Here is a 19,835-nt window from a genome sequence, read left to right on the forward strand (position 1 = left end):
TTTACGGCTGGCTGTACCCGTCCAGGAAGTTCCCGATCCGCGTCACCGCGTCCCGCAGATCCCCGACCGAGGGCAGCGTCACGACCCGGAAGTGGTCGGGCTCGGACCAGTTGAAGCCCGTGCCGTGGACGACCATGATCTTCTCGCGGCGCAGCAGGTCGAGCACCATCTGCCGGTCGTCCTTGACCTTGAAGACCTGCGGATCGAGCCGCGGGAACAGATACAGCGCCCCCTTCGGCTTCACACAGGTCACCCCCGGGATCTGGGTCAGCAACTCGTACGCGACGTCCCGCTGTTCCTTCAGGCGGCCGCCCGGTAGGACCAGGTCGTTGATGGTCTGCCGCCCGCTGAGCGCGGCGACGACCCCGTGCTGGCCGGGCATGTTGGCGCAGAGCCGCATGTTGGCCAGGATCGTCAGACCCTCGATGTACGACTCGGCGTGCGCGCGCGGCCCGGAGATCGAGACCCAGCCGACGCGGTAACCGGCCACCCGGTACGCCTTCGACATCCCGTTGAACGTGAGCGTCAGCAGGTCCGGGGCGACCTTCGCGGTCGGGGTGTGCGTGGCGCCGTCGTAGAGGATCTTGTCGTAGATCTCGTCGGAGCAGACGAGGAGGTTGTGGCGGCGGGCGATGTCGGTCAGGCCCCGCAGCATCTCCTCGTCGTAGACGGCGCCGGTCGGGTTGTTCGGGTTGATGATGACGATCGCCTTGGTGCGGTCGGTGACCTTCCGCTCCACGTCGGCGAGGTCGGGCATCCAGTCGGCCTGCTCGTCGCAGCGGTAGTGGACGGCGGTCCCGCCGGAGAGCGAGACGGCGGCGGTCCACAGCGGGTAGTCCGGGGACGGCACGAGGACCTCGTCGCCGTCGTCGAGGAGGCCCTGCATCGCCATGACGATCAGCTCGGAGACGCCGTTGCCGATGAAGACGTGCTCGACGTCCGTCTCGATGCCGAGGGTCTGGTTGTGCATGACGACCGCGCGGCGGGCGGCCAACAGGCCCTTCGCGTCGCCGTACCCGTGGGCCGACGACACGTTCCGGAGGATGTCCTCCAGGATCTCGGGCGGGCACTCGAACCCGAAGGCCGCCGGGTTGCCCGTGTTCAGCTTCAGGATGCGGTGGCCGGCCGCCTCCAGACGCATCGCCTCTTCGAGAACCGGGCCCCGGATCTCGTAACAGACATTGGAGAGCTTGGTCGACTGGATCACCTGCATGTCGGTGAGCTTACGGCCCGGTAACGCCTCTCGCGCCGTGTTTTGCACCACGTGGGCTTCTTGCGGCGGCCCCTTCTTGTCGTGAGAATGTCCATGACAATGACGTGAGGGCGGCCGGAAGATCTCCGGTCGCTCGCGTCTGTAAGAGGGGACCCCCACATGAACAAGCCTCTCCTTGCCGCACTCTCGGGCCTGGCCATCGCCGGGGCGGGCGTGGCACCCGCCGTCGCCGCACCGCAGGCGGCGCCGAAGGCGGCGGCCGTGACCGTCGACTTCGCCGGCACCGTCTCGCTCAGCAACTGCTCCGGCTCGGTCATCCGCTTCCCGAACTCGACCGACACCTCCCCGGCGCTCGTGCTGACCAACGGCCACTGCCTGGAGACCGGCTTCCCGGCGGCCGGCCAGGTCATCACCGGCCAGTCCTCCAGCCGTACCTTCGGGCTGCTGAACTCGGCCGGAACCAAGGTCGCCACACTCCGTGCCAACCAGGTCGTCTACTCGACGATGACCGACACGGACGTGACGATCTACCGCACCACCACCACGTACGCGGCGATCAAGAGCGCGTACAACATCAGCCCGCTCACCGTGAGCGCCACGCACCCGACCGTCGGCACCGCCATCAAGGTCGTCTCCGGCTACTGGAAGACGATCTACAGTTGCAGCATCGACGGGTTCGTGTACCGGCTGAAGGAGGGCTCCTGGACCTGGAAGGACTCGGTCCGCTACACCTCCGCCTGCAACACGATCGGCGGGACCTCCGGCTCCCCGGTCATCGACACCAGCACCGGCCAGGTCGTCGCCGTCAACAACACGGGCAACGAGGACGGGGAGACCTGCACCCTCGACAACCCGTGCGAGGTCGACGAGAACGGCACGGTCACTGTTCGCGAGGGCATCAACTACGCCGAGGAGACGTACAACATCCCGGCGTGCTTCACGTCGGCGAACGTGCTTGCGCTGAGTGCGAGTGGTTGCACCCTGCCCAAGCCGTAAGTCAGGTACGGGGGTTGGCGTTCCGTCGCACGGGACTGCGACGGATCGACCGGCCCGCCAGTACGTCCGTCCGCCGGCCGTCCTCGATCACGAAGCGGCCGTCGATCAGGACGTGGGGGATGCCCTGCGGCAGCTTGCGCGGCTCCTCGAACGTCGAACCCGCCGCCACCGTCTCCGGGTCGAACAGGACCAGGTCCGCCCGGTAGCCCTCCTTGACCAGGCCCCGGTCCGGCAGGCGCAGGCGGGCCGCCGGGCGGGAGGTCAGATGGGCCACGCACTCCTCCAGGGACAGCACGCCCAACTCCCTTGTATACCGGCCCAGATACCGCGGGAACGTGCCGTACGCCCGCGGATGCGGCTTCGCGCCCTGGAGGATGCCGTCCGAGCCGCCCGTGTGGACGCGGTGCCGCATGATCTGCCGGACGTTCTCCTCGTGGCCCACGTGCTGGAGGATCGACGGGGCCAGCCCGTCGGCAAGGAGCAGGTGCCGGGCCGTGGCCCAGCCGTCGAGGCGGCGGCCGACGTACTCCGCCAGCGCGGGATCCGTGACCCCCGAGATCTCGATCGTGTCCCACTCCATCGGCACCCCGTGGCAGCCGTCCGAGCCGATCACCTCAAGGTGGTGGCGGATACGGTCGGACGTGGCGTCGTCCGCGAGCCGCTCCAGGATCGCCTCCGGGCCGCCCTCGCTCGCCCAACTCGGCAGCATCGCCACGAGAGTTGTGCAGCCGGGGGTGTAGGAGTAGGTGTCCAGGCTGATGTCCGCGCCGGTGGCCAGGGCCTCGTCCAGGAGGGTCAGCAGCTCCGGTGCCCGGCCCTCGTTCACGCCGAAGTTCATGGTGGCGTGGGCCAGATGGAGCGAGCAGTCGGCCTCCCTCGCCAGGTCCACCATCTCCGCGTAGGCCTCCAGCGCGCCGGCTCCGTACGAGCGGTGGTGCGGGCAGTAGTAGCCGTCGTACGACGCCACCACCCGGCAGAGTTCGGTGAGTTCGGCGTCCTTGGCGTACATGCCGGGGGTGTAGGTGAGCCCGGACGACATGCCGACCGCGCCCTGCTCCATGCCCTCGGCGACCAACTGCCGCATCCGGTCCAGCTCTTGAGGCGTCGCCTCCCGGTCCTCCCAGCCGACCGCGAGCATCCGGACCGTGCCCTGCGGGATCAAGTAGGCCGCGTTGACCGCGATTCCACGATCCAGTCGGTCCAAGTACTCGCCCACCGACCGCCAGTCGAAGTCGATGTCGTCGCCGTAGCCGTTCCAGCCGGTGATCGCCCGGCGCACCTCCGCGAGCGTGCGGTCGTCGACGGGGGCGTACGACAGCCCGTCCTGGCCGATGACTTCGAGGGTCACCCCCTGCGCGGCCTTGGCGCTGTGGTCCGGGTCGCGGAGCAGGGCGAGGTCGCTGTGCGCGTGCATGTCGATGAAGCCGGGGGAGAGGGCCAGCCCCTCCGCGTCCAACTCCCGCCGCGCCTTGGGCCGTTGACAGCCCGCCTGCGCCGCCTCCCGCACGATCGAGACGATCCGGCCGCCGTCCACGACCACATCGGCGCGGTACGACGGTCCACCGCTGCCGTCGACGACGTCCGCGTCCCGGATCACCAGCTCTTCCATGGCGGGCCTCCTAGAAGAACGTACGGATGTAGTCGACGACCGTCCCGTCCGCCTCCGCCACCGGGATCAACTGCCACTTGTCGAAGGACGTGCAGGGGTGGGACAGACCCATCCCGATCCAGTCGCCCACCTCCAGGTCCGCCTCGGCCGTCGTCCGCAGCCACGCGTGCTGGTCGGACAGGCCGGTGACCTCGACGCCGGTCGCCGGGCGCTCGGCGCCGTCCCGGCGGACGACCTGGGCGACGGGGAGGTCGAGATCGTAGGCCGCGTCCCGCTTGCCCGCGTTGGCGAAGGCCTGCTCGGGGGAGGGACGGGAGACGATCTGCGCCCAGAGCCTGAACGCCGGTTCCAGGGCGCCCTCTTCGGGGATGCGGGTGAAGGGGGTCAGCTCGCGGTAGTGGCCGTCGTCGTGTGAGACGTAGGCGCCCGAGCGCAGCAACTTCAGCGCGGGGAGCGAGAGTTCGGGCAGTTCGGCGAAGACGTCGGCCACCGCGTCGAACCAGGCGCTGCCGCCCGCGCTCACCACGATCTCCTCGACTCCCTGGAAACGCCCGCCCTTGTCGAACTCCACGGCGAGCGCGGTCAGTCGGCGCAGCCACGCGTGCACCCGCTCCGGGTCCGCCTGCGGCACCTCGCCCTCGTAACCCGCCACGCCCACGAGCCGCAGTGTCACTGCCCCGCCCACCGCGTCCGCGACCGCCGCGCACTCCGCCTCCGTGCGCACGCCGGTGCGGGCGCCCTCGCCGGCGGCCAGTTCGACGACGACGTCCAGCGGGCGGGCGGCACCGCGCAGGGCCGCGTCCATCAACTCGACCCCGCGCACGGAGTCGACGTAGCAGACGAAACGGAAGGCGTCGTCGGCGTCCAGCTCCGACGAGATCCACTTCAGGGCCGCCGCGTCGACCAGTTCGTTCGCGAGGAAGACGCGGTCGATGCCGAACTCCCTTGCCACGCGTACCTGGTGGGGGACCGCGAGGGTGATGCCCCAGGCGCCGTGGGCGAGTTGGCGGTGGAAGAGCTGGGGGGCCATGGAGGTCTTGCCGTGCGGCGCGAAGGCGAGGCCGTGGCGGGTCGCGTAGGTCTCCATCAGGCGGAGGTTGTGCTCCAGGCGCTCGGCGGAGAGGGCGAGGACGGGGGTGGTGAAGCCGCCGGTGAAGAGGTTGCGGCGCTGGGCGGACAGTTCGGCGACCGTGAGACCGTCCGCGTCCGGGGGGAGGCCCTTGAAACGGTGGTCGACGCGTTCCCCGGTGAGCCGGGCGAGCGCTTCGGTACCGGTGTCGCGGACCATGAGGCCTCCCTGAGCTGGAGTGTTGCAATCTATGCAACCTTCATTGCGTATATCGCTTACCGCTGTCTAACATCTCGCCCAACACCGGGTCAACGGAGCCGCCGCGAACCGGTGCACCGACGAGGAGCCATCACCATCGTGACCGCCGACGGACAGTCCACCGCCGCCCGTGACGTCGTCGACGTCGTAGCGCTGGGCGAGTCCATGGTCACCTTCCTACCCAGCCGCCCCGGCCGCCTCGCCGACGTACCGTCCTTCGACCGCGCCATCGGCGGCGCCGAGTCGAACGTCGCCTGCGTACTGGCCGCCGCCGGGCACAGCGTCCGGTGGGTCAGCCGGGTCGGGGCCGACGGCTTCGGCGACCATCTCGTCGAGACCATCGGCGGGTACGGGGTGGACGTGTCCGCCGTGGAGCGTGACCCCGCGCGCCCCACCGGCATCTACTTCCGCACCGCCGGGGACCGGGCCACCGAAGCGCACGAGGTGGCCTACTACCGGGCCGGATCCGCTGCCTCCGCGATGGCCGCGACCAACGTGGACCTGGCTGCCGTACGGGCCGGGCGGGTGCTGCACCTGTCAGGGATCACCCCGATGCTCTCCGCCGACTGCCTCGGCCTGGTCCGTGAGCTGACCGCGCTCCGCGCGCACCGCCCGCTGATCTCCTTCGACGTCAACCACCGCCCCGCGCTGGGCCGTTCGGCCGACGGGCCGGGCGTGCTGCTGGAGCTGGCGCGCGGCGCCGACCTCGTCTTCGTCGGCGAGGACGAGGCCGCCGAGGTCTGGGGGCTCGTCGGGGCCGATGCCGTACGGGCCGCGTTCCCCGACCCCGAGACGCTCGTCGTCAAGCAGGGCGGGCGCGGGGCCACCGTCTTCCATCGCAAGCAGGCCACCTTCGTGCCCGCGCCGCACGTCGACGTCGTCGCCGAGGTCGGTGCCGGGGACGCCTTCGCCGCCGGGTTCCTCTCCGCGACCCTGAGGGGACTGCCCGTACGGGACCGGCTGCGGCACGGGCATCTCACGGCCGCCGCCGCCCTCACCGTCCCCGGCGACCTCGCCGCGCCCCCGGCCCGCGACCACGCCGACCGCCTGGTCGCCCTTGATGGCGAGGCGTGGGGGAGACTTCGACTCGGCCCCGGCTGGACCGACGCCGCCGACTGGGCCGACGAGGAGGTACGTACGCCATGAGTCAGACCGTCGACCGTGCGCTCAGCATCCTGCCGCTGCTCGCCGAGGGCCCCGCCGACCTCGGCCAGGTCGCCGAGCGCCTCGACGTCCACAAGTCGACGGCCCTGCGCCTCCTGCGCACCCTGCACGAACACGGCCTGGTCTACCGCCAGTCCGACCAGCGCTACCGCCTCGGCGCCCGCCTCATCGCCCTCGCCCAGGAGGCGATGGAGAACCTCGACATCCGCGAGATCGCCCACCCCCACCTCGTACGACTCAACGAACAGTGCGGTCATACCGTCCACCTCGCGGTGTACGAGGAGAACGAGGTCCTCTACATCGACAAGGTGGAGAGCCGCTACCCGGTGCGCATGTACTCGCGGATCGGGAAGCCCGTCGCCATCACCGTCGCGGGCGTGGCGAAGCTGCTCCTCGCCGACCTCCCGGAGGCCGAGCGGCGGGTCCTCGCCGACAAGCTCGAATACCCCATGTACACCGCGCGCTCCACCCCCAACGCCCCCGCTTTCCTGCGGGAGTTGGAGAAGGTGCGGGAGCAGGGCTGGGCCACCGACCTCGGTGGCCACGAAGAGTCCATCAACTGCGTCGCCGCGCCGATCCGGGGCGCCGACGGACGCGTGGTCGCCGCGATGTCGGTCTCCGCGCCCAACGTCGTCGTCACCGCCGACGAACTCCTCACCCTGCTCCCGCTGGTCCGTCGTACGGCGGACGCCATCAGTGGGGAGTACTCCGGCAGGACTCCAGTGCCTTCAGCAAAGGACCCGCATGACTGACAAGATCGCGCTCACGCCCAAGACCCACACCGCCCCGCCCGCGAAGTTCTCGCACGGCGTCCGCAAGGGGAACATCCTCCAGGTCGCCGGGCAGGTCGGCTTCCTCCCCGCCGAGGAGGGCAGGCCGCCGACACCGGCCGGTCCGACCCTGCGCGAGCAGACCCTCCAGACCCTCGCCAACGTCCGGGCGATCCTGGAGGAGGGCGGCGCGAGCTGGGAGGACGTGATGATGATCCGCGTCTATCTGACGGACGTGGACCACTTCGCCGAGATGAACGCGATCTACAACGACTACTTCGAGGGCCTCGTCGAGGTCCCCGCCGCGCGCACGACGGTCTACGTCGGTCTCCCCGCCGGCCTGCTCATCGAGATCGACGCGCTGGCCGTTCTGGGCTAACACCGAGCTGATACCGCTTCAACTCCCGCACACCGTACGACGGTTCGGCGCCCCTCGGGGCGCCGCGCCGCGATCCCCCCTGCCCGAAAGTCCGATGCTTCTACGACCCCGAGGACCCCCACATGTCCCTACCGCTCGCCGCCACCGCCCCCGTGACCCCACCACCCCACACCGGAGGCCTGCTCCTCCTCTTCGACGGCACGGCAGGCCTGCTCACGGTCGCCGCCATCGGCATCGCGCTCCTCCTCTTCCTGATCATCAAGGTCAGACTCCAGCCCTTCGTGGCCCTCCTCGCCGTCTCCATAACCGTCGGCCTGCTGGCCGGCCTGTCCGTCACCGAACTCTTCGGCACGGTCCAGCGCTCCGACGCCGTCTCCACCATCGAGTCCGGCATGGGCGGCATCCTCGGCCATGTCGCGATCATCATCGGCCTCGGCACGATGCTCGGCGCGATCCTCGAAGTCAGCGGCGGGGCCGAGGTGTTGGCGTCCCGGCTGTTGAATCTCTTCGGCGAGAAACGAGCCCCCCTCGCCATGGGCCTCACCGGGCTGATCTTCGGCATCCCGGTCTTCTTCGACGTCGGCATCTTCGTGCTCGCGCCGATCGTGTACGCGGCCGCCAAGCGCGGCGGCAAGTCGATCCTGCTCTACTGCCTGCCGCTGCTCGCGGGTCTGTCGATGACCCACGCGTTCCTCCCGCCGCACCCCGGCCCGGTGGCGGCGGCCGGTCTACTGCACGTCCAGCTCGGCTGGGTCATCCTCATGGGCATCGTCGTCGGCATCCCCGCCGTGCTCGCCGCGTGGGCCTACGCGGCCTGGATCGGCAAGCGGATCTTCGTCGCCGTACCGCAGGACATGGTCGAGGCGGCGGCCGAGGCGAAGCAGGCGGTCATCGACGAGCAGCGCGAGTCCGGTGTCGTACCGCAGGAGCAGCCGGTGGCGCTGGGTACGGTCCTCGCGATCATCGGTACGCCCCTGGTCCTGATCCTCGCGGCCACGTTCTCGTCGATCGCCTTCGACCCGTCCACGGGCCGCTCGGTGGTGGAGTTCTTCGGCAGCCCCTTCGTGGCCCTGACCATCGCGCTCCTCCTCGCGTACTACCTCCTGGGTCTAAGGCGGGGCTGGTCCCGCAAGTCCCTGGAAACCGTCTCCACCGCGTCCCTCAAGCCGGTCGGCAACATCATCCTGGTCGTCGGCGCGGGCGGGGTCTTCGGCGCCGTCCTCAAGGCGAGCGGCGTCGCCCAGGCCCTGTCGGACACCTTCCACGACGTAGGCCTGCCGGTACTGGTCCTCGCGTACCTGATCTCGCTGGTACTACGGGTCGCACAGGGCTCGGCGACGGTCGCCATCGTGACCACGGCAGGCATTGTGGCCCCGCTCCTGTCCGAGGGCGACCACTCCCAGGCCTTCGTCGCCCTCGTCATCATGGCGATCTCAGCGGGCTCCATCTTCGCCTCGCACGTCAACGACGGGGGCTTCTGGATGGTGGCGAAGTACTTCGGCATCAGTGAGCGGGACACGTTGAGGACGTGGACGGTGCTGGAGTCGGTGCTGTCGGTCGCCGGGTTCGCGGTGGCGGCCGTATTGAGCGTCTTCGTCTAGAAGTTCGTGTAGGCGTCTGATAACGAAGTAGGGGCTGGCTGTGTCCGACACAGGATCGTCGACCATACTTCGCGCTGTGGAGCAGCGCATAGGTTCGAGCAGCCAGCCCCTGGAGGGCGCCGGATTCGACCCGGCCTTCGTCCCCGGGCTCACCGCACCCGCCGTGTCCTCCGACGCACCGGAGGATACGAAGTCGCGGGACGCGGAGCCCGAGGACGCGACGGCCGAGGCGGCGGATTCGGAGGAGTCGTCGGCCGAGAAGGTGGACGTCGAGAAGACGGATGCCGGGGAGGCGGAGGCCGGGCAGGCCGTCGCCGAGGACGACGACGTCGACGCCGAGGAAGACGGTGACGACGAGTCCGACGGTCCCGTCTTCGAGGCCTCCGACCGGCGGGCCGAGATCGTCGCGGACGCGAAGGGCGTACGACTGCGCCTGGACGACCAGAACTGCGAGTTCCGCTGGGACGAGATCGGGGCCGTCGAGACCGAGACCCCGCGCTTCGGCAAGCGGTTCACCATCACGGTGCACACTCCTGACCGCCGCTGGTACCCGATCGAGATCGAGGCGGCGGCCAGGAGCCGGTTCGCCGAGTGGGAGACGCAGCTCGACGCCGTCCTCGACGCGTACTTCGAGGACGGCGACGAGGACGAGGACGACGAGTCCGCCGAGGTCGACGAAGCGGCGCTCGCCGAGGCGGAGGCCGAGGTCCGCAAGGACTAGCCGGCCGGACGAGTGGCTAGCTGCAGTACTGGGTCGCCTTGCCTATGGACCGGTACATGCAGTCCGCGTTCTCCAGCAGTTGGAACACCGCGTCCCGGTTCCGTGAGGTCTCCCGCTCGATGACCTCGTCGGGCGGGTAGAAACCGCCCGCGGAACTGGACGTCGGGTACATCTCGAAGGTGTAGTCGAAGATCTTCTGGGTGCCCCAGAGGTAGTCGTCGATCGAACCGTCCGTGATGTACAGGTCGCTGGACTGCTCGGCCGTGTAGCCGTTGCTCGCGGCCATCTTCTGCCCGACCGCCTTGAACGCGGCGGCGTCGTCCGCGGTCATCCCGGTGGCCGTGTCGGAGTACGTGTAGCCGAAGGGCCACAGCACCAGTTCGCTGTACGTGTGGAAGTCGATGCCCGCGGTGATCTGCTGCTTCCCGCCGACGACCCGGCCGCGCACGAAGTCCGCGACGACCTTCACCTCGGGCGCCGACTCGGCGGACGCGCCCCGGTAGGTCTCGGACGAGGTCGAGCCCGAAGAGCCGCCGCAGCAGCCCCACTTGTAGTTCCAGTTCCGGTTGAGGTCCGTACCGACGTAACTGGAACCGGAGTTGGGCTGCCGGTTCTTGCGCCACGACCGGTACGCGCCGGTCGCGATGTCGTACTCGCCGCCGTCCGGGTTGAGATCCGGCACGATCCAGATCTCGCGGCTGTTGACGAGGTTCGTGACGCGGGAGTCGGTGCCGTAGCCCGCGCCCAGCTCGCGCAGCAGGTACAACGCCATCTCCACCGTGAGGTGTTCGCGCGCGTGCTGGTGGAAGGTGAGGAGGACCTCGGGCTCGCTCTCGTCGGTGGCCACGTTGTCGCTGACCTTGATGGCGACGATGTCCCGGCCCTGGTACGACTTGCCGATGACCTTCTTGCTCATGATGCCGGGGTAGGCGGCGAGCCGCTGGTCGATCTCCGTGTTCGCCTCGGCGTAGTTGTGGTACTTCGAGTCGGCCGTGGGGAAGTCGAGGAGCCGCGGGGCGTCCGCCGCCGAGGAGCGGTCGGGTGCCGCGCCCAACAGCGAGACGTCGTAGCCCAGTTGTCGTAGCTGCTTGATCTGGGCGGCGCGGCCGGAGACGACCACGGTCTCCTCGTCGGACTCGTCCACGGTGACGCCGGCCGCCGCGATGGCCGTACGCGTGACCGGGGTGTTGTGGTCGACGTGGATCTCGTACTGGCGGATGTCGTCCGCGGTCGGGGCGGCGGCCTGTCGCGCGCCGCCGCCGGTGGCGTTCGCCGAGATGGGGGCGGCGAGGGCGAGGGCCATCAGGGCGGCGAGCGCGGCGGTACGTCTGCCACTTCGGGCGCCTGAGCCGCGGATACGGAGTCGCATGAAATCTCCTTGCTGGAGTTGGGGGGTGTTTCAGTGCGACGTGCGGGTGTGGCTTTCCTGTGTGGCGCCTATGGTGAAGCGATTGGCATGGTCAGGTCAATGGGGCGCAAAGCGGCTGGCCGGATTACCGCCACTTCGAGCTGAGGGCGATCGCCCGGAGCTGCTTCATCGTCAGGGCCGGGGTCTCGCGGGTCGAAGGGGTGTCCTGGGCACCGGAGTTGAAGGCGCTGATGACCACGCGCGTGCCGTCGGTGCGGATGGTGTCGACGGTCCACATGACGACACCCGAGCCGCCCTTCTCGCCGGGCCCCTGGTGTGTGGCGACCTTCGTGCCGTCGGACAGAACCTCGGCGTCCGAGCCGAAGAGCTCACCCTCGACGTCCGACATGTCCGCCTGGACGTTGACCTGGACGAGGCTCTTGCCCTTGCCGTCGTCGACGACGAGATAGCCGAAGTCGGCGTCGTCGCCACTGCTCTCGGACACCGTGAACCCCTTCGGCAGCAGGGACTTGAGGGTCGGGGCGATCGGAGTGCCGAGGGCCGTGTCGCTCGGTTCCGCGGTCGCTGTCGGCGTCTGCTCGGGCATTGCGTCGATGGCCTGCCGCCATTCCTTCGAAGCCACGAATTTCGTCAACCGGGCCGGAGACAGCGGCGGTTGGGGCCTGGTGATCGGTGAGTCCTTCTCGGCGGCGGCGTTCCACTCGCTCACGCTCACGTGCTGCCCCTGCGGGGTGACGAGTTCGGCGCTCCACAACTTGGTGTCCACCCGGCGGTCCGGATACTCGTACCCCTGAAGGACCATGACCGTCGAACCGTCCGCCAGTCGGTTCGTGTCGCACGCGTCGTAGTGCGTGAACACCTTCGCCGGGCACGTGGTGGCCTGCCGGGCGTCGTCGCTGCCCGGCTCCACCCGGCCCAGGCTCAGCTCGATGGCCGACTTGCCCTTCCCGTCGTCGTAGACGGCATGGACGTACGGCGCCGGTCCCTCGTCCGTGCCACGGGCCTCGACCTTGGCGTACCAGCCGCTGCCCATCAGGCGTCCGAGCGTCAGGAACAGGGCCTGGCCGGATACGGGAGCGGGGGCGGCGGAGGCGGAGGCACGGGTGGCGTCGGCGGCCGGGGAGCCCTGTGTGTCGGGGGAGCCGCTCGGGAGGAGTACCGCCGTGCCGACGCCGACGAGGGCGATACCGGCCGCGCCGCTCATCACGGCCGCGTTCCGGCGTCGTAGCAGCCGTCGTCGGCCCTTGAGGGCACCCGCGGTGACGAGCGCGGCCCGGTCGGTCTCGAAGGCGTCGCCCGCGTCCCGGAGACCGGCGGCGAGCCGGGTCTCGAAGGGGTCGGCGCTGTCGCTGGGGTGTGCGTCGGGCATGGCGAACCACCGTTTCGCATAGGGGAGTTGGCGGGAGGGATGAAGGAGGTGATCAGGGGCGGGCGTATTCGTCGAGGCTCTCGCCGAGGAGTTCCCGCAGCCGGCCCAGCGCGCGGACGCAGCGGGTGCGCACGGCGGCCGAGCTGACGTGCATGACGTCGGCGGTCTCCTCGATCGACCGGTCCTCCCAGTAGCGCAGGACGACCACGGCCCGGTCCTTCGCGGGCAGCCGGGACAGGGCCTGGAGCAGGGTCAGCCGCAGCGGGGTGTCACCGGCGGAGCCGCCGGGATCGGGCCGGTCGGGCAGTACGTCGGTGGCGCGCTCGGTGCTGCTGCGGCGCCGCTGATGGGCGAGGAACGTACGGGTGAGCACGGTCTGCGCGTACCCGGCGGGGTTGCCGATCCGGGACATCCGCCCCCAGCCGACGTACAGCTTGCCGAGGGTCTCCTGCACCAGGTCCTCGGCGAGATGCGTGTCCCCGGCGGTCAGCAGACAGGCGGACCGATAGAGATGCCCGGCGCGTGCGGCGGCGAACTCCGCGTACTCGTCGGCGCGTCCCTGTCGTCTCATACCGTTTCCCCCTGCCCCCGCGGGCTGTTGCCCGCACCGCCCTCACTTCATTGATGCGGTGGACCCACAGGAATGTTTCAGACGGGGCGGGTCAGCGCGCGGAGAGCCGTACGGCATCGGCGGCCGGCAGCGCGGTCGGCATCTCGTCGGTGACCCAGGCGTACTCCAGAGCCGCCAGGGTGGCGCCGTCGTCGGTCCACACCAGCAACTCGCCCACGTACTCGCCCGACGGGCCGTGGACGTGCGCGTCGACGGGGACGAGGTCGGACGCCATCGCCGCGTGCCGCACGGGTTCACGGACCCGCAGGTCGACGCTCACCGACCCGGACCCCCAGACGGCCACCACCTCCGTCCGCTCCAACTGGCCCCGCAGCGCGGCGGCACCGGCGAAGTCGGCCGAGAGGATCCACTCCAGCACGGCTCGCTCGGAGCCGTTGAGCGGACGGGATTCGACGGGCACGGTCGGCATGGGCCCATCATCCCTGGTCCGGGCCGGTGCCGGACGAGCCGGAGCCCCGCGCGAAGGGCCCGTGCGATACGACCGCGCCCCGAACACGCCCGCCCCGAGCCTCCGTCCGCCGGGGCGGTTGCGCCGGGGCCACCTTGTCCTGCGCGGCCTGTCGTGAGGACCATGTCCCTGACCGGGCAAGGCCGTTGCAGCGAGGGGGATCTGCCGTGTTCGACAACCTGGGAGACCTGGGGAAGCTCAAGGACAAGGCCGAGGAGATCGCCGAGGAACACGGGGACAAGATCTCCGACGGGCTGGAGAAGGCCGGTGACCTCGTCGACGAGAAGACGGACGGCAAGCACACCGAGCAGATCGACGGCGCGGTCGACAAGGCGCAGGGGCTGCTGGACAGGCTCGCCGAGAGCGCGCGCGACGCCGACGGCAAGGACCGGCCGGCGGGGTAGGGCAAAGGGGGGAGTGCGACCGGGCAGCCCGGTCGCACTCCCCCGTTCAACACGATCCGCTACGGCAGCGCGTGCACATGCGCTCCCACCGAGTTCGACCATGAACTGCCCGCCGCGGCGTCCCAGTTGGTCGACCAGGTCATCGCGCCCCGGAGGTCGGGGTAGGTCTTCGACGGCTTGAAGGTGCCGCAGTTGGTGCCGGCCGTCAGGCAGTCGAGGGCGTTGTTCACGATGGTGGGGGAGACATAGCCGCTGCCCGCCGCGCTGGTGGAGGCCGGGAGGCCCAGGCCCACCTGGGACGGGGCGAGGCCGCCCTGGAGCTGGATGCAGGCCAGCGCCGTCAGGAAGTCGACCGTGCCCTGGCCGTAGACCTTGCCGTCGCAGCCCAGCATCGTGCCGCTGTTGTAGTACTGCATGTTGACGACCGTGAGGATGTCCTTCACGTTCAGGGCGGTCTGGAAGTACGAGTTCGACGTCGACTGCATGTCGATCGTCTGCGGGGCCATCGTCAGAATCAGCGACGAGCCCGCCTTGGACGACAGCGACCTCAACGCCTGTGTCATGTAGGTCGCGTTGAGGCCGTTCTCCAGGTCGATGTCGACGCCGTCGAAGCCGTACGTCTGCATCAGGGAGTAGACCGAGTTGGCGAAGTTCGTCGCCGACGTCGAGTCGCTCACCGAGATCGTGCCGTTCTGGCCGCCGATCGAGATGACGACCTTCTTGCCGGCCGCGTGCTTGGCCGCGATGTCCGCCTTGAACTGGTCGACCGTGTAGCCGCCGAGGCCGGACGAGTCGAGCGTGAAGGAGACCGCGCCCGGGGTCGAGGTGGCGTCCGCGAAGGCCACCGCGATGATGTCGTACTGGGAGGAGACGGCCGAGAGCTTCTGGACGGTCGCGCCGTTGTTGAAGTTCTGCCAGTAACCGGTCACCGCGTGCTTGGGCAGCCCGGTGCCGCCGTTGCCCCCGGAGGCCGTCGTCGTGCCCGTGACCGCCGTCGACTTCCCGGACTCACCGGCCGAGTTGGTCGCCGTGACCTGGAAGGAGTACGAGGTCGAAGCCGCAAGTCCCGTGATCGTGGCGGACGTTCCCGTCACCGCCGTGACCTTGGTGCCGCTCTGGTAGATGTTGTAGCCGGTCGCTCCCGACACCGCGCTCCACGCGAGGGAGACCGAGGAGGACGTCGTGGAGGACACGGACACGCCCGTCGGTGTCGCCGGGACCGTCGGGGCCGGGTCGCTGCTGCCGCCGCCGTCGGGGCCGTAGACCGAGATGTCGTCGGCGTAGTACGGGGCCTGGCCGTACCAGCCGTGGGTGTAGACCGAGACGGACGTGGTCGAGGCGCCGGTCGTGAACGTTGTCGACAGCTGCTTCCAGGACGTGGTGTCCGGGGTCCAGGTCGAGACGTCCGTCGTGCCGGTGCCCGTCACGCCGAGGTAGGAGTAGCCGCCCTGGACCCATGCGCTCAGCGTGTACGTCGAGTTGGGCTTGACCGCGACCGACTCGCTGCACTGGGCGTTGTCCTGACCGGCGGGCGTGGCCTTCAGGGCCGCCGCGCCGCTGTGCACCGGGGAGGAGACGGTCGTGCCGCTGCCCGCCGTGCAGGTCCAGTTGGTCAGGCCCGACTCGAAGCCGGCGTTCTTGGCGTTGTTGATGTCGGCGGCGGACGCCTGGCCGGTGCCCGCGAAGGAGAGGGCGAGGGCGGCCATGGCGACCCCGGCCCACAGACGTCTGTTCCTGAGTACGGGCATGCCTGGTGCGCGGTCCACTGATGCCTCCGGTGGGGGAGTTGGAGGGGACTGTGACGAACGACGGTGGCCACCGCTGGAGTTCAAGAGTTGGTCCAGACCAATTGTGCTGTCAAGAGGTCCAGACCAACTTCCCCGGCGGCGGATTCGAGGCCCCGACCCCGATGGGCTGCTCTACCTGCCCCGTTTTGGCATGGTGTGCGCAATGACAGTTGCGGGACAGCTACCGAAACGCTGTTCTCCGGTCACAGGGGCGTGGATACAGTGCTGAGGTAGTCACGCAATGAAGTCGACTCGGCGTACCGGAGTAATGCCGGAAAGCCGACAGGCTTGAGACGGGGAGCTGCGCGTGCCAACTGCCATTGCCGTGACCAGCGCCGACATGGCGCTGCCATCACAGGACGAACGGACCCTGCCCGCCGTCGTGCTGCGGGACCTGGATCAACGGCCGCTGGACCAGGCGCTGTCGGAGATGCAGACCCTCATCGACCAGCACGGGCATGTCGTCGTCGTGTCCTCGCAGGCCGTCTCCGAGGGCGTCGACCGGCGGCTGCACACCATCCGGTCCATCCTGGAGACCGACCGGATCGCCCTGTTCCGTCCGAATCTTCCCCCACTCGGACTCGCCGTCCTGGCCCGCCAGTTGAGGCAGCTCGCGTCCTGCGACCTCAGTCCCGGGGTGCTCGCCTCGGCGGGCCGGCTGCTCACCCACTACATCCACGCCGGCGCCGTCCTCGGCTCGGTCACCAAGCTGGACCGGGTCCCCGTCGGCCTCAAGTCGCACGCCAAGTCCTGGGTGCCCGGCAGTCAGTTCGCGGTGATCGCCCACCCCGAGCCGCAGCTCATCAGGGTCGGCCCCGGAGTCGCCCTCGCCGGGCCGGAGTTCGGCACCTGGATGCTGGTCGCCAAGGGGCAGTTGCAGTCCGACTGGATCGGCACCACCCTCGCCCCGGCCTGGAACGCGATGGGGCTCCGCGAGGCCACCCTGCCCGCCGAGTCGGTGAGTTGGTGGGGTACGGGCAAGTTGATCGAGTTCTGTACCTATCTGCCCGATCTGTCGGTGCTGTATCAACTGGTCACCTCCGTACGGCAGTCCGTGTGCCATTGGTGCGGTATCGACGTCATCGGCGATCGTTGTGTCTTCTGCTCGGCAACACCGCCGGTTCATGAGAACCAAACGTCGAGCGGATAAGTCATCCCTTCACAGGACACGCTTACAGCACCTGGTCCCGCTCGACCCGATTGACTCGCTTCACCTGACTCGCTTCACCCGGCTCGATCTCGCTCGATCCGCTCGTTTCCGCTCGACCGATATCCCCAATGAGGTTGTACGGTTCATGAACTCCCGTCAGCGCCGCGGCGTGATACTCCTGCTCCTGTCGGTCCTCTGCGCCCTCGGCGCGTTCGCCGGCGTCCTCTCGGTCATCAGCGACGTGAAGTCCAAGGTCGGCCCCGAAGTCGCCGCCTACCAGGTCAAGGACGACGTGGCGCCCTACACGACGCTCACCGCCGCGCAGTTCGAGAAGATCGAGATGCCCAAGCGGTGGCTGTCGGACAACGCCGTGACCGATCTGAGCCAGATCAAGGGCAAGATCGCGGTGACCACCCTGCGCGGCGGCTCCCTGCTACAGACCGACATGATCGTCGACCAGCCGGCCCTCCAGCCAGGCCAGCAGGAGGTCGCCATCATGATCGACGCGGCCACCGGCGTCGCGGGCAAGATCTACCCGGGCTCCACGGTCAACGTGTACGCCACCTTCGCGGGCGCGAAAGAGGGCGACCCCGACCAGTCGAAGATCATCGTGACCAACGCGAAGGTCATCGACGTCGGCCACATCACCGCCCTCGACCCGGGCAGCAACAGCGACAAGAACCAGCAGCAGTCCACCAACGCCGTCCCGATCACCTTCGCGCTCTCCACGCTGGACGCCCAGCGCATCACCTACGCCGAGTCGTTCGCCGAGCGGGTGCGGCTGGCACTGGTGGCGCCCGGCACCGATACGACCGTGCCCGAGCAGGACCGGACGTACGAACTCGCGAAGGACAAGTGAGAGGCCCGCATGCCCACCAGGATTCTTCCGGCGGTCGGTGACGCGGACGCCATCCGCGCCATCACGACCCTGCTCAGCCAGCTCCCGGACGCCGACCCGGTGGCCCCGGTGGCCGACTCGACGCAGCTCATCGACACCCTCGCCCGGCTCGCCGCCGAGTCCGTCGACGAACTGCCCGAGGTCGTGGTGGTGCATGAACGCATCGGTCCCGTACCGGCGTTGGAGCTGGTCCGCGAAGTCGCCCTGCGCTTCCCGGCGGTGGGCGTCATCCTCGTCACCACGGACGCCAGCCCCGGCCTCTTCCAGGCCGCCATGGACTCCGGCGCCCGCGGCCTCATCGCCCTCCCGCTGAGCTACGAGGACTTGGCCACCCGGGTGCAGGCCGTCGCCGCCTGGTCCGTGGGCGTACGGCGCCATCTGGGCCACGGCGGCGATGTGTTCACCGGAGTCGGCGGCACCGTCGTCACGGTCAGCGGCGCCAAGGGCGGGGTCGGCGCCACCCTCGCCGCGATCCAACTCGCCCTCGCCGCCCAGACCTCGGGCCGTAGCACCGCGCTCGTCGACATGGACCTCCAGACCGGTGACATCGCCTCCTACCTGGACGTCCAGTTCCGCCGCTCGGTCGTCGACCTCGCCGCGATCACCGACATCTCACCGCGCGTGCTGGCCGACGCCGTGTTCCGGCACGACACCGGGATGGCGCTACTGCTCGCCCCCGGCGAGGGCGAACGCGGCGAGGAGGTCACCGACCGGGCCGCCCGCCAGATCGTCAGCGCCCTGCGCTCCCGCTACGAGGTCGTCGTCATCGACTGCGGGGCCCAGATGAGCGGCGCGAGCGCGGCGGCCGTCGAAATGGCCGACACGGCACTGCTGTTCACCACCCCGGACGTGGTCGCCGTACGCGCCGCGAAGCGCACCGTCCGCATGTGGGACCGGCTCCAGATCCGCAAGGCGGAGGAGACGACCATCGTCGTCAACCGGCACACGCGCGGTACCGAGATCCAGCCCGCGCTGATCCAGCGGATCACCGGCACGGCCGTCGCCGCGACCGCGATCCCCGCCAACTTCAAGGAACTCCAGGGCGCGGTGGACGCCGGCCGCCTCCACGAACTCGACAACAAGAGCGTGGTCAAACAGGCACTTTGGGGTCTCGCGGGCGAACTCGGACTGGTCAAGGTCCCCGAAGGCGCCCAGAAGGGCGGCCGGACGCGGGGCGGCGGCGATCGCGGCTCGCTGAGTTTCCGGCGCCGTAGGGAGTGAGGGGGATGCGTATGACCGCGCACGGGAGAGACCGGGGCCAGGTCACCATCGAGTTCCTCGGCATGACCCCGCTGATCATTCTGACGCTGGTGCTGATGTGGCAGTTCGTGCTGGTGGGGTACACGTACACGCTCGCGGGGAATGCTGCCGACGAGGCGGTGCGGGCGGCGACGGCGGCGGCGCCGGGCGGCGCGCGCGACGCCGCCTGCGAACAGGCGGGCCTCAGCAAGCTGTCCGCCGCATGGAGGGGGGACGCCGAGGTGACCTGCCAGGGCACGGGCTACGTCACGGCCGACGTCACCCTCAAGGTGCCCGTCCTCTTCCCCGGCTCGATCGCCTTCCCCTTCACGGTGCACGCCCACGCCGGCGCCGTAGAGGAGGCGACGAACTGACATGTCCTCCGGACGAATTGAGATGTCCTACGACCGTAAGGCGCGCGACCGCGGTCAAGTCGCCATCGAATACCTCGGGTTCATCCCGGTCCTGATCCTCGTCACCCTGGCCGCCGTGCAGTTGGGGCTGATCGCCTACACCGCGGAGCAGGCCGGGACGGCGGCCAGGGCGGGCGCGCGCAGCGCCTCGCTCCGGCAGGGCGCCCAGCCGGCGTGCAGCGACGCGGTCGGCTCCGGGCTCACGGTCGTCGGCTGCCCGGCCTCTTTCGGCAGCGACACCGTCACCGTCACCGCCTCCATCCACATCCCGTCCGTCATCCCCGGCTACGACGGCTTCGGGAACGCCAGCAAGACCGCCACCATGCCGCTCGACCACTGACACCGCA

20 protein-coding genes are annotated in these 19,835 nt (G+C 69.6%); 12 read left to right on the forward strand and 8 right to left on the reverse strand.

The genetic code is table 11. The features are described 5' to 3' along the window. Position 1: 1 nt before the first annotated feature. A complete protein-coding gene (locus ACWIHT_RS07105; RefSeq protein WP_456165253.1) occupies positions 2–1,213 on the reverse strand; it encodes a pyridoxal phosphate-dependent aminotransferase in 1,212 nt (403 codons plus the stop codon). 159 nt (positions 1,214–1,372) lie between these two features. Between ACWIHT_RS07105 and ACWIHT_RS07110 the strand changes: the two genes are divergently transcribed. Further along, complete coding sequence (locus tag ACWIHT_RS07110; protein ID WP_456165255.1) at positions 1,373–2,209, forward strand: S1 family peptidase; 837 nt, start codon at positions 1,373–1,375, stop codon at positions 2,207–2,209. A gap of 1 nt (position 2,210) precedes the next feature. On the opposite strand, the gene ACWIHT_RS07115 is transcribed toward ACWIHT_RS07110, so the two are convergent. Both ACWIHT_RS07115 and ACWIHT_RS07120 read right to left on the reverse strand, forming a co-directional pair. After that, positions 2,211–3,818 carry an N-acyl-D-amino-acid deacylase family protein gene (locus ACWIHT_RS07115; protein WP_456165257.1) on the reverse strand — a complete coding sequence of 536 codons (1,608 nt, stop codon included), beginning with the start codon at positions 3,816–3,818 and terminating at the stop codon, positions 2,211–2,213. A 10-nt stretch (positions 3,819–3,828) separates the two neighbouring features. Next, complete coding sequence (locus ACWIHT_RS07120) at positions 3,829–5,106, reverse strand: amino acid deaminase (RefSeq protein WP_456165259.1); 1,278 nt, start codon at positions 5,104–5,106, stop codon at positions 3,829–3,831. A 138-nt stretch (positions 5,107–5,244) separates the two neighbouring features. On the opposite strand from ACWIHT_RS07120, the gene ACWIHT_RS07125 reads away from it, so the two are divergent. The 5 genes from ACWIHT_RS07125 (at position 5,245) to ACWIHT_RS07145 (ending at position 9,780) form a co-directional block, all read left to right on the forward strand. Further along, entirely contained in the window at positions 5,245–6,291 is a 1,047-nt protein-coding gene (locus tag ACWIHT_RS07125) for a sugar kinase (protein WP_456165261.1), read from the forward strand. Beyond that, positions 6,288–7,061: an IclR family transcriptional regulator gene (locus ACWIHT_RS07130; RefSeq protein WP_456165263.1), complete on the forward strand. Its 774-nt coding sequence runs from the start codon at positions 6,288–6,290 to the stop codon at positions 7,059–7,061. Before ACWIHT_RS07125 ends, ACWIHT_RS07130 begins: the two co-directional genes overlap by 4 nt. Beyond that, positions 7,054–7,458 (forward strand): RidA family protein, encoded by a 405-nt coding sequence (locus ACWIHT_RS07135; protein WP_456165265.1) that lies wholly within the window; start codon positions 7,054–7,056, stop codon positions 7,456–7,458. The genes ACWIHT_RS07130 and ACWIHT_RS07135 overlap by 8 nt, the downstream gene beginning before the upstream one ends. A 122-nt stretch (positions 7,459–7,580) precedes the next feature. Next, a complete protein-coding gene (locus tag ACWIHT_RS07140; protein ID WP_456165267.1) occupies positions 7,581–9,059 on the forward strand; it encodes a GntP family permease in 1,479 nt (492 codons plus the stop codon). A gap of 76 nt (positions 9,060–9,135) precedes the next feature. After that, positions 9,136–9,780 (forward strand): hypothetical protein, encoded by a 645-nt coding sequence (locus ACWIHT_RS07145; protein WP_456165269.1) that lies wholly within the window; start codon positions 9,136–9,138, stop codon positions 9,778–9,780. 16 nt (positions 9,781–9,796) lie between these two features. Here ACWIHT_RS07145 and ACWIHT_RS07150 read toward each other — a convergent pair whose 3' ends face one another. From ACWIHT_RS07150 to ACWIHT_RS07165, 4 genes are all read right to left on the reverse strand, one after another. Continuing rightward, entirely contained in the window at positions 9,797–11,149 is a 1,353-nt protein-coding gene (locus tag ACWIHT_RS07150; RefSeq protein WP_456165271.1) for a M14 family metallopeptidase, read from the reverse strand. 124 nt (positions 11,150–11,273) lie between these two features. Beyond that, positions 11,274–12,518, reverse strand: coding sequence for a hypothetical protein (locus ACWIHT_RS07155; RefSeq protein ID WP_456165273.1), 1,245 nt, complete (start codon positions 12,516–12,518; stop codon positions 11,274–11,276). A gap of 52 nt (positions 12,519–12,570) precedes the next feature. Then, the gene (locus ACWIHT_RS07160) at positions 12,571–13,089 is read right to left on the reverse strand and encodes a SigE family RNA polymerase sigma factor (protein WP_456165275.1); all 519 of its coding nucleotides are present in this window, start codon (positions 13,087–13,089) and stop codon (positions 12,571–12,573) included. A 91-nt stretch (positions 13,090–13,180) separates the two neighbouring features. After that, complete coding sequence (locus ACWIHT_RS07165) at positions 13,181–13,558, reverse strand: hypothetical protein (RefSeq protein WP_456165277.1); 378 nt, start codon at positions 13,556–13,558, stop codon at positions 13,181–13,183. Positions 13,559–13,764: 206 nt separating this feature from the next. Between ACWIHT_RS07165 and ACWIHT_RS07170 the strand changes: the two genes are divergently transcribed. Continuing rightward, a complete protein-coding gene (locus ACWIHT_RS07170) occupies positions 13,765–14,001 on the forward strand; it encodes an antitoxin (RefSeq protein WP_456165279.1) in 237 nt (78 codons plus the stop codon). 59 nt (positions 14,002–14,060) lie between these two features. On the opposite strand, the gene ACWIHT_RS07175 is transcribed toward ACWIHT_RS07170, so the two are convergent. Then, positions 14,061–15,749 carry a chitinase gene (locus tag ACWIHT_RS07175; RefSeq protein ID WP_456165281.1) on the reverse strand — a complete coding sequence of 563 codons (1,689 nt, stop codon included), beginning with the start codon at positions 15,747–15,749 and terminating at the stop codon, positions 14,061–14,063. Positions 15,750–16,128: 379 nt separating this feature from the next. On the opposite strand from ACWIHT_RS07175, the gene ACWIHT_RS07180 reads away from it, so the two are divergent. The 5 genes from ACWIHT_RS07180 to ACWIHT_RS07200 all read left to right on the forward strand — a co-directional run bounded on the left by ACWIHT_RS07180 (position 16,129) and on the right by ACWIHT_RS07200 (position 19,828). After that, positions 16,129–16,938, forward strand: a complete 810-nt coding sequence (locus tag ACWIHT_RS07180; protein WP_456166011.1) for a hypothetical protein — start codon at positions 16,129–16,131, stop codon at positions 16,936–16,938. A gap of 145 nt (positions 16,939–17,083) precedes the next feature. Further along, on the forward strand, positions 17,084–17,797 hold the full coding sequence (gene cpaB, locus ACWIHT_RS07185; RefSeq protein ID WP_456165283.1) for a Flp pilus assembly protein CpaB: 714 nt from the start codon (positions 17,084–17,086) through the stop codon (positions 17,795–17,797). 9 nt (positions 17,798–17,806) lie between these two features. Continuing rightward, the gene (locus tag ACWIHT_RS07190) at positions 17,807–19,057 is read left to right on the forward strand and encodes an AAA family ATPase (protein ID WP_456165285.1); all 1,251 of its coding nucleotides are present in this window, start codon (positions 17,807–17,809) and stop codon (positions 19,055–19,057) included. A gap of 5 nt (positions 19,058–19,062) precedes the next feature. Beyond that, positions 19,063–19,449, forward strand: a complete 387-nt coding sequence (locus tag ACWIHT_RS07195; RefSeq protein WP_456165287.1) for a TadE family protein — start codon at positions 19,063–19,065, stop codon at positions 19,447–19,449. Position 19,450: 1 nt separating this feature from the next. After that, positions 19,451–19,828, forward strand: a complete 378-nt coding sequence (locus ACWIHT_RS07200) for a TadE/TadG family type IV pilus assembly protein (protein ID WP_456165289.1) — start codon at positions 19,451–19,453, stop codon at positions 19,826–19,828. Positions 19,829–19,835 lie beyond the last annotated feature (7 nt).

The organism is Streptomyces sp. NPDC002276, assembly GCF_053891435.1.